Below are 17197 nucleotides of genomic sequence, written 5' to 3' on the forward strand. Positions count from 1 at the left end.
GACTGCTTCGCAGTAATGCATATGAAATTCACACATGGCTAACATCATGTAGCCACTTCGTGGCAAAAGACTGCTTCGCAGTTATGCATATGAAATTCACACATGGCTAACATCATGTAGCCGCTTCGTGGCAAAAGACTGCTTCGCAGTTATGCATATGAAACGGGAAGTAAACTTCTTTCCTAAGGTACCATTTTTCCATCACTTCGCAAGAAACTTACCTGTAAGCGATTGAGCGGATTTTGCTAGGTTTTCAGGTGTACCGGTAAAGACAACCTGTCCACCCTCGTCGCCTGCATCAGGACCTAGGTCGATGACGTAGTCGGCATTACGGATAACGTCGGAATTATGTTCGATGACCAGCACCGTGTTACCTTTATCGACAAGTTTGTTAAGGACATTTAGGAGTTTATCGATATCGTCGCTATGCAGCCCGGTTGTGGGTTCGTCTAGCAGGTAGATAGTTTTACCCGAAGAGCGTTTAGCTAATTCACGGCTAAGTTTTATCCTTTGAGCTTCCCCCCCGGAGAGTGATGCCATTTCTTGTCCGATTTTAAGGTAGCCGAGTCCGACGCTGATGAGTGTATCCAGGATACGGACTATGCGTGGGTGGTTCTCAAAAGCAATTTTGGCTTCATCGACAGTATAGTTGAGGAACTGTCCAAAGTTCTTGCCTTGGTAGGTTACTTCCAGGCTGACAGGGTTAAGCCTTAGACCTTGGCATTCTTCGCATTTTACTCTTACAGCCGGAAGGAAGTGCATTTCAACTTTCCTATAGCCCATACCCCAGCAGGCAGTGCACATTCCGCGGCGGTGGTTATAGCTGAAGTTTTTGCCTTTAAGCCCCTTCGTACGTGCAAGGGGAAGTGTGGAGAAGAAGTCGCGGACGCGGGAAAGGAGATCCACGTAAGTTCCCACATCGGAACGGCTAGTAAGTCCGATAGGGTTTTGGTCGATATAGATCACCTTATCGAAATTTTCAATGCCTTTCACTATTGCTATTCCTAAGTCAATAGAGTCGAATCTTTCAATACCTTTTTTTAGCGCGGGCAGGATGATCCTATGCATGAGTGTGGATTTTCCTGAGCCTGAAACGCCTGTCAAGCAGGTGAGGAGTCCTACGGGAACATTGACGGAGATTTTCTTAAGGTTGTGCAGTGTGGCATTTTTTATGGATAAATTTTCTGTAGATTTATGAGAGCGTTTTTTAGGTAAAGTGATTACCTTTTTGCCGGAAAGATATTGTCCTGTAAGGGAGTTAGGGTTGCGCAGGATCTCTTTATAAGTGCCTCGGGCAGTGATGTGTCCGCCATGAATGCCGGAGTGGGGTCCGAAGTCTAGAATATAGTCTGCTGTTGCAATGGTCAAAGGGTCATGTTCAACCATGATGAGGGTGTTTTTAAGGTCTTTCAGTTGTTGCAAGGCGGCATTTAAACGTGCGTTATCGCGCGGATGAAGCCCTATTGTAGGTTCATCCAGGACGTAGAGGACGCCTGTAAGACCGCTGCCGAGCTGACGGGCAAGACGGATTCTTTGTGTCTCACCCCCGCTAAGTGTGGGGGCTTTGCGTCCTAGAGCCAGGTAATGAAGCCCTACTTCGCAGAGAAAGCGCAAGCGTGATAGGAGCTGCCTTTGAATTTCCTCCATCCATTTTTTTTCAGCTTGGGGAAGATTCAAGTTTTCGATGAAAAGTAAAGCCTGCTTTAGGGGCAGGTTGCAGAGTTGATCGATGGAGACGTCGTGGATTGTCACATTGCGGGCAAGGGGGTTAAGGCGTGCACCATTGCAAGAAGGGCATGTATGTTCTTCTAAGAGAGGTACGACCATTTCACGGACATCGGTAGTTCCACTTTTACCTGCTTTAGCTAAGACGTTATTGATTCCTCGCCACTGAAATTTCCATCCTTCAGGTGCAATGTAGAATTTATTTTCCGGCGACCCGTTCATGAGGAGGCCTAGGTGTTTCGTAGAGAGTTCGCATAGTGGTGTAGACCAGGAGATTTTTTCCTCTTCAAGAAAGAGAGTAAGGAGTTTCCATGCGATTTTATGAGTGTCTTCGGGCCAAAATTTATTCATGAGTTCGGCGGTTGAGAAATGGAGGAACTCATTATCTTGCGCGAGGTTGGCGCCATATTGGTAGCCAAGGCCTAAACACTCCATGCACATTCCTTCCGCATGGTTGAAGGCAAAAGTCTGGGGAGTGATCGGTGGATAGGACTTTCCGGTACTTTCTACTGCGAAGGAAAGGTTGAAAAAGAGGTCGGAGGTTTCTTTAGCTACAATCAGTTTGCCTTCACCATGCTGTGCTGCTGATGCAATGGCTTCATCAAGCCTTGCCATGATAGTAGGGATGACTTTCAAACGATCTACGATGAGCATGAGCTCGTGTTTACGCTTTTTGTCATAGTTTTCGAGGAGGGCATTATCATTTATATCGTAATAAACGCCGTCGAATCGCACGCGCAGATATCCTAGACGTTGGTATTTAAAGATGACATCTTTGATTTCAACCGTACGTGATAAGCTTAGGGGAGCGAGGATTTGTATTTTTTCGCCTTCGGGTAGGGTCAGTATCTTTTCAACGACAAAATCTTTGCTGATAGATTTGATGACTTCGCCTGTTTCGGGGCTATGGGGAATCCCGATGCGAGCATAGAGGAGTCTTAAGTAGTCATAGATTTCGGTCATTGTCCCGACGGTAGACCGGGGATTGCCGGCATGGACTTTTTGTTCAATGGCGATGGCGGGGGAGAGGCCTTCAACGCCGGCAACTTTGGGTTTTGGCAGTTGCTTAACAAATTGTCTAGCGTAAGGTGAAAGAGATTCGACATAACGACGCTGCCCTTCAGCATAGATCGTTTCAAAAGCTAGAGAACTCTTACCGGAACCTGAAGGACCGGTTAGAATGGTTAGTTTCTCACGGGGGATGACGGCATCGACATGTTTCAAGTTGTTTTGTTCTGCGCCTTCAATGGTGATAGAAGTAATTTCGGCGGTATTTTTTCTTTTCTTCTTGGCTTTTGCAGGTTCTTTAAGGATATTTTGTGCTTGTTTTTGCAATTCCTTAGTTAAAGATGTCTTTAGGGCTTCGCCTGTAGGTGTCTCCATTTTGGAGATTTTCTCGGGCGCACCTGTTGCTACGACAAGGCCTCCTTGTTCGCCTCCATCAGGCCCCATGTCGATGATCCAGTCTGCCGTCTTGACGACGTCCATATTATGTTCGATGACAAGGACTGTATTGCCCCTTTCTACAAGTTCATGCAAGACTTCAAGCAGGTGTTTGATGTCGTGAAAATGAAGTCCGGTGGTGGGTTCATCCAATATATAGAGTGTCTTGCCGGTAGGTGGCCTGACAAGTTCTTTTGCTAATTTTACCCTTTGCGCTTCTCCGCCGGAAAGGGTTGTGGAAAATTGGCCGATTTTAATGTAACCGAGGCCAACTTTCTGCAACATGTTGAGTTTGTGGAAGATATGGGGGATGTTTTGAAAGAACTCTGCAGCTTCATCGACTTCCATCTCCAGTACATTGTAGATGTTTTTGCCTTTATACAGGATAGAGAGCGTTTCGTGATCAAAGCGTTGTGTATGGCAGACAGGGCAGTCTGCCCAGGCATCTTCGAGGAAGTCCATATCGATTTTTATCATGCCCATCCCTTCGCAGCGAGGGCAAGAGCCTTCTTTCACATTAAAGCTGAAGCGGCCTGATTTATATCCGCGCGCCTGACTTTCAGGCAATTGGGCATAGAGGTCGCGGATATCGTCAAAGAGTTTGATATAGGTTGCGGGGTTAGAGCGAGGGTTTCTTCCAATGGGCGTCTGGTCTACGGCGATGACCTTATCGATAAGGTTGGAGTGGAGCAAAGCTTTATGAGTGCCTACAGAGAGCGAGCTTCGCAGTAACTCGTTGCTTAGGGCGGGGTATAGTATCTCGGTGATAAGAGAAGATTTTCCTGAGCCTGAAACCCCGGTCACTGCAATAAAGAGTCCTAAAGGAATATCCACATTGACGTTTTTCAGGTTATGGTGCGCTGCTCCCTGGATCTTTAGCACTTCTTTTGTAGGTTTGCGTCTTTTCTTAGGAACGGGGATTTCTTTGGTGCCGAGAAGATATGCCCCGGTATAGGAATCTTTATTTTTAAGGAGATCTTTAAGGGTGCCGCTGACAACAATCTCTCCGCCTCTGACACCGGGGCCGGGCCCGAAGTCCACAATGTGGTCCGCCTCTAAGATGGTTTCTTCATCATGTTCCACTACAATGACGGTATTACCCATGTCGCGGAGGCGTTTTAATGTTTCAATCAGCCTTTTATTATCCCGTGGATGCAATCCGATAGAGGGTTCGTCCAAAATATAAGTGATGCCCACAAGTCCGCATCCTATTTGCGAAGCGAGCCTTACCCTTTGTGCCTCTCCGCCGGAAAGTGTAGGAGCTGTTCTATCTAATGTTAAGTAATGGAGGCCTACATCATTAAGAAAGTAGAGCCTTTGGCTGATTTCTTTTAGTAGTTCCTCAGCAATGATCTCGTCTGAAGGGGAGAGCTTGACCTTTTCAAAGAAAGCCAAGCATGCGCTGACAGTCATATGGGTCATTTCATAGATTCTTTTTCCGCAGAATTGCGTTGCTGCAGGATAAGGTTTTAAACGTTCTCCGTGACATTCTGGGCACGTTTGTTCACTCATCAGCATTTCCATCTTACGGCGGTAGGAGTCGCTGGTAGCTTCTGAATATCTCGAATGGGCTTCGTAGAGGATTCCACGCCATTGCACATGATCTGTCCAGGTTGCACCGGTGTCAGGATGGACGAGGTGCATGCGTGTCCACTTCTTCTCAGTCCCTTGGAGAAACACGTTTTGCGCTTTAGGGGGGAGCTTTTCCCAGGGTGTGTGTACGCTGAAGTTATAGAGGCGGGCAAGGTTGTCGTAGATGTTACCGTAGCGGACAGTGTTGTATGAGCTTCCGATGATAAAACAGTCTTCAGCAATGCTTTTTTTAGGGTCGACGATTTTCTCAATGATGTATTCGTTGACCATACCCAAACCTTGACAGCGAGGGCACATGCCAGAGGGGCTATTGAAGGAAAAGTCTTGAGGTTCGAGGGAGGAATAGGAAATTCCGGATGCAAGGGAGAAGGCGTGCATCGAGTAGAATGTTTCTTCTTCTGTATCTGCGTCAACGGTGATGCAGGAACCGTCATTGAATTGCAGGGCGTTAGTCAGTGCTTCGGCGATGCGGGAGTTATTTTCAGTGCTAATGACGATTCTATCGATTAACACTTCGACTGTATGGGCGACATTCCCATCAAGGGTGATGGGTTCTTCCAGATTAGCCATTTTTCCATCGATACGTGCCCGAGTATACCCTTTGCGCAGAAGGTCTTGGAAGTCATCTTTAAACTCGCCTTTTTTCTGCTTGGCGTAAGGAGCTAAGATGATCAGCTTTGTTTTAGGCGGGAGGCTCTGGACGGTTTTAATGATTCTTTCGCGGCTTTGAGGAGCGACGGGTTCTCCGCTAACAGGACAGTGGGGAACGCCAACGCGTGCGTAGAGTACACGCAAGTAATCATAGATTTCTGTCATTGTGCCAACGGTAGAGCGGGGATTCCGTCCGGCAGTCTTTTGCTCGATCGAGATGGTAGGAGTAATACCTTCGGTGTGTTCAACGTCCGGTTTCGCCATATCCGTCATTTGACGGCGCGCTTGAGTGGATAGGGATTCAATATAGCGCCGCTGTCCTTCTACATAGAGTGTATCGAACGCCAGGGACGATTTGCCTGATCCTGAGACACCTGTAAAAAGAATGAGCTGGCCATGATCTAATTCAAGTGAAATAGATTTTAAGTTATGAACATTTACGTTTTTTAAAATTATTTTGCGCTGAGACACATTTCTCCTACAAAGACCTAAAAAAATAATACACCAAATGCTTTTGTACTTTCCAGATTTTATAACGTCTAATATAAGAAATTCTTGATTAATAAGAATATGGAGTTAGGGAAAATGAAAAAATGTTTTTTGAGTTCATTGTTTGTGGTTTCAATGATAATGGAATTATCGTTGACAGCGGCCCCAATGTCTCAACCTATGATAGTCCAACGCAGAATCACCTATTCTCCGCAGAAGAATGTAGCTCCTAGCACTCCTGTTGAAGATGTCATCTATTTAACTGACGGATCAAAAATTCAGGGGCACCTTACGGTTCTTCCTCCTTTGATTTATCCATTCGGATCAGTTCCTTTTAGAATTCAAGATGCTAAGAACGTGAAATTTTCCACTGACCAAGGCACATGGAAAATGTACATCGAAAATATCGATGGAACGAATTTTATCTCAGATTTTACGGACGGTAGCGCTATAGAAGTTAAGGGCTCCGATGGTGAAATGCGTCAAATCCCTTTTATAGATATCATTTCGATCGATTTGAATTCTAATCGTTCGCATGTGAAACCGGCCCAGGGGCCGCAGATGTTTATGGTAGGATTCAAAGACGGTTCTTTGATACCGGTGCGTCTGCAGGATGCGACATTGAGTGTTAACGATGGTCAGAAAGATTATGATCTCCCTCTGCTGTCCGTTGTAGATGTGATAAATGATGGCGGTTTGCATGGAATTGTTCTTACGAAAGAAGGGGAGTACAAGCATATTCCATTAGCAATATTGAAAAGCCAGACATTACCTGTAACGATCACTGGCGATAACAAAGTTACGCAGCTCAATTGGAGCGATATAATAAGGGTCTATAAGCATAATTCAGCAGAATTTGCTAAAGGCCTTCCTCCTATCAAGCAGAATAATATAACTCCTAGTCAAACTGCTTCTCCTGTCAAGACTGTTAATGCACCGGCAAATACATCACCTGCAGAAGAGCCACGTCCCGTACCTAGGGTTGTCACGTCCGTGTCAAAAGATGTGCTTTTTGTTCCGGAGCAGTCTACAGCTGCTCCTGAGATTTTTCCTGTGAATACGCCGCCTGCGATGCCTGAAAGGCGTTCACCTATTGCCCCTATTCCAAAAACCGGGGGTACGAGTCCTTCTGCACCTTTACCCGTGTACCCTGCAGTGCCTGTACAATCAAAACCTGTTTTAAATAATGAGCCGGTAAAACCTTTAGACAATAAAGGGGATAATTCCCTAGCTTTAGAAACGGGGACATATTTGATTGTGCCAACAATAAGAGAGGATAGCGGTGCTACCAATTATACCGTTGTGGGAAGAATTCCTGTCGACAATCCTACTGCTGGTGCTAAAATATCCTCTCAGCCTTCGGATATCTCTCTTATTGGTGAATCTATAACTTACGTACCCAAAAAGAGGGATCCATTAAGAAGCAGCGAAGAGGAAGAAAACGATGCTGCCCAAAGTGTGGAATCGCCTACTGAAGTAAAGAATGAAATTCAGTTTACAGCACTGGAAGAAAAGCAGAAAAAGTATTTTGTTGCGAAAGGAGGAGCCGTAAGGAAACCGCTTTTAGCGCAGTCTTGTGTATTAAGGGATGAGCCTCTAGTGGCTATGACCCAACCTTCTGAGTTGATCACAAAACATAGTACAGACAGTTACAAAGATAGCGATGGCTACTACAAGGTCCCTGCTGTTAAGATAGTCCCAGAATCAATTGAAGATGATGAACAAGACCTATCGCATGATCCGGATTTAGCGGGTATGGTTTTCATCAATGAGCAGGAAGTTGCTTGCGCGGCAGAGGGTGATTTGCCTGAATCGCAAGAGGCGGCAAGGGCGTTTTATATTGATAAGTATCCTGTAACAAATAAGCAATACTATAGGTTTGTCAAATCGGAAAACTATCCAAGACCCAAGGCATGGCCTGCGGGACGCATTCCTAAGGGACAGGATCTTCAGCCGATTACTAGTATTTCGTATCAGGATGCCCTGGCTTATGCGGAATGGGCTGGTAAGAAATTACCTTCTTCTTCTGAATGGTGTAGAGCCAATAATAGCCACCTAATAAAATTTTCTACAAAAAGGGCCATCAAAGAGTGGACATCCACAGAGTTTGTGGCTCAAAATGATTCGAGAGTAGAGAAAAACTGGATGAAGCAGAACAATGTGGATTTAGCGCGCGAAGTATACAGGGCGGTCATTGGCGGCGAAATCGTAGGTGCAGTGCCTGTGCCTGAGGGTGATTTTTCACCAAGTATCGGTTTCCGTACAGCCCTTATGGCGGAATAGATCAAACCCAAGCTAGGTTTGAATTTATGGCAAAGACAAGAGGACGCATCGACCGCAATGTCTTTGCCATAAGTATCAAGGGATTTAAGCCTGTAGAGGCTTTTCAATAAAAAGGCTGTATTGGATGTCATTGTGGTTATTAATAAAGGGATAAGCACAACGTACGCAATACGCCATATCATTGACTTCATTCCAAACAAAGAACACGAAAGAATTGCCCATAAACTTTGGAGCATGCATTTTGGCTAAATTTGCTTTGCCATATTTTGTAGCTATTAGGGTGTCTTTAGTTTGAAGATACTCTCTGATGAATACGTTGGGGTCAGTAATAACACGGAACGTTTCTCCGGTAAAAAGAAAATTAGCGCAGCGGGCAAGTGCGCCGGGATGATGGATGAGCTCCGGAAAAGTTACCACGAGTTTATTCAGCGAATAGAAAGGGATATCTTCGACCTCTATACGTCGATTATCGGGGGAATCACCTTTACAAAGATAAGAAAGGGATCCCACGGGGATGATTTTTTTTGGCAGATCCAAATAACTATTATTTTTTAACATGGCTAGTCTCCTTATCTAAGAAGAAAGGTTCATAAATTTCCCATTCGTGATCCTGCAGCCAAACCATCTGGTCTGCGGCAGAAAGATTCTTTCCATTATCCATGGCTTCCCAGATTTCCAGCTTTCCATTTCCTGGATTCACTACAAAGCAAAAATGGACGTCGTGTGCGCCTTCATACCAGTTAGTGTCAGCAAAATGAACGGCGCTATTCTCAAGGCCGAGTTTCATGTTAGGTTGTAGGGATGTGTAGATATGAGTGTCTATCTTGCGCATCCACATCGACAGGATGCGTGATGTATTAGGCTGTATGCGCTGCAATATCCCTTTAATGTGATAGCGGAATTCTTTGATAGTTACGTTATGCGGTATGGTGATGTACTGGTCAAGGAAAGCCTGCGTATTTTTAGAAGAGACTATTTTTTTTAAGGTGAGGTCAATGAGTGCCCTTTTCATTTGGGCATCGATAGGGCTTGCTGCGATGGTTTTTCCTGGCTTGAGGACGCAATCTTGTAACCAAGCATTGGTGTCGGCCCCTTTTTCAAAACCTTTTAAAAGGGACGGATGTCCTAGCATAAGGGAAAAAGAGTGTAGTCCTTGTGTCCTGACCGGAGTTAGAAGGTAAGGGTTTGTTTTCGAGTGGTCGTGGTTATGTTCCGAGCAAGCCTGGCCTAATTGCAGAATTTTCTGCAGTAAGTTTGGCGCTGAAAGAGGGGTGAACTTTTCAGTTGTCGGCAGCTGGCTCGACTCTAAGTATACTTGCAGTATTTTTTTGGGGTTATTACCTCCACGTATTAACCAGGGTGTATATTTTAGATCATCAACTTTTTTCAGCGGGTTTTTTAAACGATTATTTCTAACGTTGATATTCTTGATGGTTTCATTTAAGAAATATTCACTTTCAAACAGGGTTTGTACTGTCACAGTAAAAAGCTCTAGCCATTGTATCACACGCATATTCCCCTGTTCTTTGATCTTGGCCAGCACAAGAAGTGCATGTTTTTGTATCAATGCGTTAAACAGCTCCGAAGAGTCTATCTTTGTCCATTTATCGGGAGAAATCGAATCATTTCTATCAAATAGGACAAAGCCCCCTTTTTTAGAATGTTGATCGTTCCCGATGCTCGCATTATCAATAGATCTGTCGTACAGAAATCGTAAGGATTTATTGAGCTCGTCATTCAAATACACATTAAATAATTCAATTAGTGGTTTAGGAAAGGGGGGTGTGATCTTATGGATATTCTCAATAAGCACTGTAAGTATTGTTACAATGACGGTAGATTTCAAAATGCCGCTTTCATTTGCCTCTGCCATTCCGGCAATTGAGCTAACCCATGCCATAAGCAAAGGAGATGTTTCTTCCTCTTCAAAGGCTTTAATCCCTTTATATTGAATTTCAGGACTAACACTGAACGACCTGATGATATCAAGGGGTTTCACTGTAAGAGGAAGCTCTACTGTTGTTTTAGCAGATAACTGTTGTAAATAAGCCTCAATAGCTGATTTAACATCTTTGATCCCCATAGCATACGCAGCAGACTGCAGTCCGGGAGAATCCCATAAATAAGGCTTATTTCCATCGGGGAGCAAACCTTGACCTGTATGAGTGACCAAGACATTCTTATCAATAGATTCTGAATAGGACGAAGGAATAAAGGGGAATTGTATGGATATCCCGTCGCAATATTTTGTGAGGTAGCCTTTTTGCAGCAATTCGATAAAGTCTTCCGCACATTCTACGGGCCTGGAGGCAAGCATATTAATTGCTAGGAAGGTTGCAAAGCATGACCCTTCATTTCCTTGCCGCAGATGTGAAAATAGAGCTGTCAGGGCGGTGAAGGCTGCGCTCCTTTTTTGAGAGGTAGAGTTTTCGTGTAAGCCTCTATCATTAAGGGTATTGAGGATAGGCTGGTGAAGTGTTGTTGGATTGAGTGAATTCACGATAGAACGTAATTTGGGAGTAGACTGCAAAAGGTTCATCTTCAATTGCAATTCCATGTCGGAATTGACTAATTCCTCGCTTACAATATGAATAAGACCTGTATTAATAGTACCATCTTGCAGTAGCAGAAGATCGGATGTTTCTTTTATTAGTTTATTGCGTCTTGCCAGATCCGGAGATTGAAGTCCGCTGAAAAGATGCTTTTGGCAGTTTTGCTTAATTTTTAACTTTGATTGGTCAATCACGTTTTGGACATTATCACTAAGCCATTCTATAAGGCTATTACCTTGAAAAAGTTTCACACGTTCAATAAGTGTTACCGGTGATCTGTCAGCAGCAAAAATTAGTTTTCCTAATTCACAGAAGGAGATCTCCAAGCTTCTATGCACCAGTTCATCCGGAGAGAAAATGGCTGTGGCCTGATGAGCTAGAATCAAGGCTTGTTTCAAAATAAACTCTGCTTGATAGGGAGCACTAATAAATGGAGGTTTTTCCAGTAATTTTTGCAGGGCTATCAACTGTTCCATTAAGGCCGGATGTCCAACCGACGCAATTTGACGCCAAGGCTGTTCTTTGATCTTATCATGGAGTATTTGAAGTGTGGAGTATCCTTCAGCAATCCATTGATTTATTTCGTTAGAGGTATGTCTTGGGACCTCACTAAATGACCCAATGACTCCTCTGCCGGCTGCTTTTGTGACTTTGGAAAAGAAGCAACGCAATTTTCGTTCGTTAAGGAAATTATCCTTACTTCCTTCTGAATGGGATAAGCGGGACGGAGTAGCCGGAGGAGGACTTGCATTTTCAATGGACAAAGCTTGTTTTTCGTTTGCCCATTTTAATGTATGTGTGAGTGCGCTTGAATGGGAAACGGATCTTTGATGCTTCAGCATGGACTGAGCCACGCCGGTGGAGTTGCTTATAACAACTTCCTTAGTGCAAGTATCCATTGTCACGTGCAACAGACGCTCTTGTGATGTCGATGCTAAATCACCTTCCCAAGACATAATCAACCTCATATTTTTGGCCCGAGCCAATAGAAATATTTGTTTTGCAAACTGTCTTATGCAAGGCAGCGGTCTTGCCTTAATATTGTTCTATGAGTCAAATTATTGAGTTTAGTGCGCGCTTGAGGGTGTTTGAGCTTATGGCCTAATAAACACTCTCACAGATATATTTTATCGAGGCGTCCCATCCTTGCTTGGTGAGGCAGGAATGGGAGGATTAGAGGGGGGTGCCCCCTTAGCAGGGATAGAGGTGTTATTTCTATCGACTTGCCATTGTTTTAGACGGTCCTTAGGACTAAGAGGTGTATTGGTTGCAGGAGCATCGCTTACAATGCTTTCTACACCTAAATAGTTAGGCGGCGATTGTTCCGGTGATAGGAGTTTCCCTGTAACGGTTATGACGTAATATCCTTTTTCGCTATTATCTAAGACTTGTAATAGATTGGGGTCAAGGCCCGTAGCAGAATAGTTATTTAGATTCGGTTTAGTTTTAATATTTTCCGGAGGTTTAGGAACTAGTATAAAAGCTGTTTCATCGCCGATCGAAGTTAGAGTTACACGGTTTCCGGTCTTAGTGACTGTTCCGCGTACAGTCATAGTGACATCTAGCGCTTGAACGCCGGGAGGGCGTAAGACTAATGCAATATTCTGAAATTGGAATCTAGATAAAGGCATCCATCGCATTGTTGCAAAGCCGTTCTTGTAGTCAACATCTAAACCGACAGCGCCGGGCATTCTTTTAAAGCCTCTTTCCAGCTGCATATTACAGTTTTCTCTGCAGGCTTTGCCATCCCAACGTACGGCAATATTCACGATTTCAGCGTGGAGCATGAAGGGGATGAAGAGGAAAAAATAGCTTAAAAAGACGGATATTTTCTTCATGGAATTACCTTGATGATCAAAAATTTTTCTATACTAAATCGTTAAATGTTCGTCAATTCGAGAAAAGGCATGTCAAAGAGAGTGCACTGTTAAAAACTATCTTACAAAGAGGAAATTAAGTTATTGTCCTGCGACAAGATTCTTTTAGATTAGGTAATATATATATATTATGAATATTATGGAATTGCTAAGCACTCCGCCTGGTAAAAGGAAAAAGTGAGATGATCCGCACAAAAATTATTTGTACAATAGGTCCTTCGGTAGCCTCGCTGGAAAAAATTTTGAGCCTCATTGATGCAGGCATGAACGTTGCCAGATTAAATTTCAGCCACGGCACACACGAGCAGCATCTCCATTCTATCAACATGCTTAAAGAAGCTCGTCAGACGCGTAATGTCCCCTTGGCTATAATGTTGGACACCAAAGGTCCAGAAATACGTATCGGAAATATAAAAGACGACCAAGTACAGCTTCAAAAAGGGCAGCTGTGGCTTCTCACCGCGGAAAATGTAGAAGGCAACGCAGAACAAGTCCACATTGATCCTCCTTACATTCTTAAAGATTTAGAACCCGGTGTCAAAGTTCTTTTTGATGATGGTTACATCAGTTCTGTCGTATTGTCAACATCATCGCATGGCGTTGTTGTACAAATTGAAAATAACGGGATTTTGCGCTCCAAGAAAGGGGTTAATGTCCCAAATGTATCTCTTTCCCTTCCTGCAGTTACTGACAGAGATATTGAAGACATTCGATTCGGCTGTGAGAACAATATTGATGTCATTGCAGCGTCTTTCGTCCGCTCAGCTAAACATGTGCTGGGAGTGAAAAAGATCCTGCATGATTTTGGCAAAAGCGAAATATTCGTTATTGCTAAAATCGAGAATCATGAAGGGGTGACAAATTTCGATAGCATCTTGCAAGTTTCTGACGGGATTATGATTGCCCGCGGAGATTTAGGAGTGGAAGTCCCTCTCAGTCAAGTGCCTAAGCTGCAGAAAATGATGATCCGTAAGTGTTACTTAGCAGGAAAAGTCTCTGTCACTGCAACTCAAATGCTAGAATCCATGATACAGAACCCGCGTCCTACACGCGCTGAAGTGTCGGACGTAGCGAATGCTATCTATGATGCGTCTTCGGCAGTGATGTTGTCAGGAGAGACAGCTATAGGCAAATATCCGGTAGAAACAGTGAATATGATGCGGGGTATTATCGAAGAGTCAGAAAAGGATTTTGATAACAGGGCATACTTCAATCTGCATAGTGGACTGGTCTATCATGACGTTCCTTCAGCGGTTAGTTTGGCGGCTGTAAAGACTTCCTATAGTATCGGAGCAAAGTGTATCTTTACTTTTACAACACGTGGAGCTAGCGCGCGTTTAATAAGCCGCTTACGCCCTAGTCAGCCTATTATAGCAATGACCACCGATATCAATACCTATCATAAGATGGCCCTTTTTTGGGGAGTGACACCGGCAATTGCGGACAGGATCGACAGCTTATCTGACGGGTACAGCAAAATAAGCGCTTTAGCATTAGCAGAAAACTACATCACTTATGGCGATTTAGCAGTAGTTACCGCCGGTTCACCTTTCGGTGTTGAAGGGACGACAAATTCGATAATAGTCGAGAACGTGGGAAATGTTTTAGTAAGAGGGCATTTTGGACATGGCGGGAAAGTTTACGGCAACGTTGCTATGGTTTTAGATTCAGATTCCCAGCCTGAGTATGGTTTCACGGATAAAATTGTAGTATTAACACAATGTAACGAGAAATACTTACCATTCATCGCGGGTGCGCGTGGGATTGTATTACAGAATCATATCGACGATTTAGATTCTGAACTCTATTTGGTTGAAGTAGCAAAAGAAATGGAAAAACCGGTGTTAGTTAGAGCTGACGATGCGCTTCGCATTTTGAAAGAAGGACAACTTGTGACCCTCGACCCGGTTAGGGCCTTGGTATTCAAGGGCGTTGTTCTATAGATCTTTAATCGATTCAAAGCGTGCAGCAAAGCTGCACTTCACACTCTACTGCCATTCTTCGGAGGAAGCTTCGTTTGTGATAGCTTTTTTGGTGGTATTCACGGGCGTAATGTTTTTAAAGACAACATGTACGCAGGAAACATGCAAACCCGTAAGGTGTGTAAGTTCTTGAGTGATGGTTGTTTGAATCTCTTCTGCCTTCTCAGGTATGCTAATGCCGAAGTTAATATTGACTTCGATCTTCACACTAATCGAATGGGATTTATTATCTTGCTCTGTAGATATTCCTTTTATCCCTTCCACGCTGCCGCGATTGAAAATGGTATCAATGAAATTTCCTTCGAGCAATGTTATGCCGGGAATTGTTGCAAGGCTTTGTAATACAATGCCTTGAAAAACCTTATTTTCAATATCCCTAATAAAAACCGTCTCAGGGAGTTCCAATTCTTTATCAATGGGAGGAGAATAACGTTTGCTTTCTTCTTGCATAGCTTCACCATAAATCCTTTCAAGCAATATTAACATCCCAAGAGAACACACGCAAGGACTAAATAGACAGCTAAATACCGGCCGAAACCCTAACCCTCAAACTGAAAATGATCCTATATTTTCAGTTTGAGCGAGAAGTCTCGAACTACATCTAGCTATTTGGCTGGATTATTATTCACTGTAGAAGGTGTTTTAACTTGCTTCTTAGGTGCAGGAGCCGTTTTTTGAGCCGGTGCCAGGGGCGTACCTTCTAACGTATCCATTGTGAAAAATCCGGTATCTTCATAGTAAGGTCCATTTTTGATGTCGTCCTTGTGTGATTGCTGACGCAAAATGCAGCTTTCACAGACTTTTTCTGCCTGAAGACCCGTAACTAGAAACAAAGCTCCTAAGACTAAAGATAGATATTTCATGGAATCTCCTGTTGTTGATGATCAGCAATGAATTTTAATGCTATTGAGTTAATACAAAACCTCTTGCGCATCGGCGGCGGCCCGTCCTCGAAAACATGTCCTAAATGGCTATTGCAACGTGCACAACGTACCTCAGTTCTTTTGACGGCTAATTTATAATCGTCATGAAAATCAATATGCAGCGGTTGAATAGGGTGAGTAAAACTAGGCCAGCCCGTCCCCGAATCAAACTTGTCATGCCAGTCAAAGAGCGGAAGATCACATCCTGCGCAGTGGTAGCACCCCTTTTCGTAATGGTTGGCATATTTGCCTCTGTAGGCAGGTTCAGTACCGCCTTCTCTTAAAATATGGAATTCTTCGGGAGTTAGCTTCTCACGCCAGTCAGTATCAGATCTCTTTATATACTCATGCGAATTATTGTCCATTATCCTACTTGCTTTTGTCCGGTCATTCCGGCAGTTAAAACGAAACTCATAGCTTTATCCACAGGCATGTTCATTTCTTTGACTTGCGATTTGTGGATGAACACAGTCATCCCTCCAATTTGGTAACTTAAGGGGATGTAAACTGCGATTAGGTCAGGTTGGCTAAGGCCGTCAGGGAGCTGCTCCGAGTTGTCTATGGTAACAAAACCGATGACTTGGCCTAGGCTTGTTTCAATGAGAACAGGCACACCGCTTTGGCCTTTGCGTGTAGGATCGAAGAATCCCATTAGATCTTCTAAAGAGTTATAGATGTTTTTGATCACAGGGATGCGTTTCACAAGGCTTTCACCATAATTATAAATACCTTGAATGATCCACAAATTAACAAGGATGCCAAAACAGAAAATAAACACTAAACCGAGTAAACTTCCTAAGCCTTTGAAGTAATACGAGGGACCGAACATCTCTTTAAAAATCCCGCCGAAGAAAGCTTCAATCACAGAAAAGATCCAAATAACAACCGCAAACGTTATAAGTAAAGGAAGGGTGGCTTTAACACCTCTCCAAAATGTATTTTTGATCATTGTACTACCTAGTATGCATTTGAACAAAAAGTAAATATGTGACACAATCTTTGTCAATTTTATTGATAATTCGAGGTTAAAAAATGAATAAGTTTTTATATGTGTTATGCACTTTTATTTTTTTATGTACTGCTTTTCATGGATTAACAGCTGATGAATTACATGAAGAAGACCAAGTAAGCTTTAAAACCTACCGTCGCGACTACACTTTTTGCAGGATCTTCGAATTTTTTGCAGGGGCACAACAACATGGCAGCGTTATTAAGAGTTCCTTCCATTTGCGTACCCACTATGATCTTTATGACAAGCATGGAGTCTTTGAAGCGCAAGCAATCTACCAATTAAGACCATTAAGCATGCTATTTACTTGGGCAGCCGTGATCAATATCTATGATTTGGACGGTAATTATTTAGGTCAGATTGATGGTCAAGCTATGACAACCGAATCGGCTAAATTCAATATCTATAATAGCAGCGGGGAAAGGATTGCTATTGCCTACTTAGATGAAAATGCAATGGGATTCTCGGTTGTCTCACCTTCAAATTCAGCCTTTCTCTTGGCCAATTTAAAACGTAAATTTGTAAAGAAAATGCCGGACCATTGGGATGTCTCAGTTTTTGAGAAAGAACTCATACCTCCGCTATTTGTTAAAATATTTTCTGCCTTTGTGTGCGATCGTCAAGGTAGCTTCAGAGTAGATAATTAAGGTTATTGACATTCAATGGCTTG

11 protein-coding genes are annotated in these 17197 nt (G+C 43.5%); 3 read left to right on the plus strand and 8 right to left on the minus strand.

Features of this window, described 5'->3' with window-relative positions:
* Positions 1-201: 201 nt before the first annotated feature.
* The gene (gene uvrA / locus WC222_07520) at positions 202-5883 is read right to left on the minus strand and encodes an excinuclease ABC subunit UvrA (protein MFA6916230.1); all 5682 of its coding nucleotides are present in this window, start codon (positions 5881-5883) and stop codon (positions 202-204) included.
* A 186-nt stretch (positions 5884-6069) separates the two neighbouring features.
* On the opposite strand from uvrA, the gene WC222_07525 reads away from it, so the two are divergent.
* Complete coding sequence (locus WC222_07525) at positions 6070-8184, plus strand: SUMF1/EgtB/PvdO family nonheme iron enzyme (protein ID MFA6916231.1); 2115 nt, start codon at positions 6070-6072, stop codon at positions 8182-8184.
* A gap of 84 nt (positions 8185-8268) precedes the next feature.
* Here the strand turns inward: WC222_07525 and WC222_07530 are convergent, their stop codons facing one another.
* From WC222_07530 to WC222_07540, 3 genes are all read right to left on the minus strand, one after another.
* Positions 8269-8742 (minus strand): hypothetical protein, encoded by a 474-nt coding sequence (locus WC222_07530; GenBank protein MFA6916232.1) that lies wholly within the window; start codon positions 8740-8742, stop codon positions 8269-8271.
* Positions 8729-11692, minus strand: coding sequence for a hypothetical protein (locus tag WC222_07535; protein MFA6916233.1), 2964 nt, complete (start codon positions 11690-11692; stop codon positions 8729-8731). Before WC222_07535 ends, WC222_07530 begins: the two co-directional genes overlap by 14 nt.
* Positions 11693-11863: 171 nt before the next feature.
* Positions 11864-12574, minus strand: coding sequence for a hypothetical protein (locus WC222_07540; GenBank protein MFA6916234.1), 711 nt, complete (start codon positions 12572-12574; stop codon positions 11864-11866).
* A gap of 221 nt (positions 12575-12795) precedes the next feature.
* On the opposite strand from WC222_07540, the gene pyk reads away from it, so the two are divergent.
* Complete coding sequence (gene pyk / locus WC222_07545; protein MFA6916235.1) at positions 12796-14556, plus strand: pyruvate kinase; 1761 nt, start codon at positions 12796-12798, stop codon at positions 14554-14556.
* A 45-nt stretch (positions 14557-14601) separates the two neighbouring features.
* Here the strand turns inward: pyk and WC222_07550 are convergent, their stop codons facing one another.
* The 4 genes from WC222_07550 to WC222_07565 all read right to left on the minus strand — a co-directional run bounded on the left by WC222_07550 (position 14602) and on the right by WC222_07565 (position 16467).
* Positions 14602-15045, minus strand: coding sequence for an Asp23/Gls24 family envelope stress response protein (locus WC222_07550; GenBank protein MFA6916236.1), 444 nt, complete (start codon positions 15043-15045; stop codon positions 14602-14604).
* Between the two features lie 155 nt (positions 15046-15200).
* On the minus strand, positions 15201-15458 hold the full coding sequence (locus tag WC222_07555) for a hypothetical protein (protein ID MFA6916237.1): 258 nt from the start codon (positions 15456-15458) through the stop codon (positions 15201-15203).
* Positions 15455-15883: a peptide-methionine (R)-S-oxide reductase MsrB gene (gene msrB / locus WC222_07560; protein ID MFA6916238.1), complete on the minus strand. Its 429-nt coding sequence runs from the start codon at positions 15881-15883 to the stop codon at positions 15455-15457. Before msrB ends, WC222_07555 begins: the two co-directional genes overlap by 4 nt.
* Positions 15883-16467: a DUF502 domain-containing protein gene (locus WC222_07565; GenBank protein MFA6916239.1), complete on the minus strand. Its 585-nt coding sequence runs from the start codon at positions 16465-16467 to the stop codon at positions 15883-15885. Before WC222_07565 ends, msrB begins: the two co-directional genes overlap by 1 nt.
* Positions 16468-16550: 83 nt before the next feature.
* Here WC222_07565 and WC222_07570 point away from each other — a divergent pair, with 83 nt between their 5' ends.
* On the plus strand, positions 16551-17174 hold the full coding sequence (locus WC222_07570) for a hypothetical protein (protein MFA6916240.1): 624 nt from the start codon (positions 16551-16553) through the stop codon (positions 17172-17174).
* Positions 17175-17197: the final 23 nt, after the last annotated feature.

The organism is Parachlamydiales bacterium, from assembly GCA_041671045.1.
Classification (GTDB): Bacteria; Chlamydiota; Chlamydiia; order Chlamydiales; family JABDDJ01; genus JABDDJ01.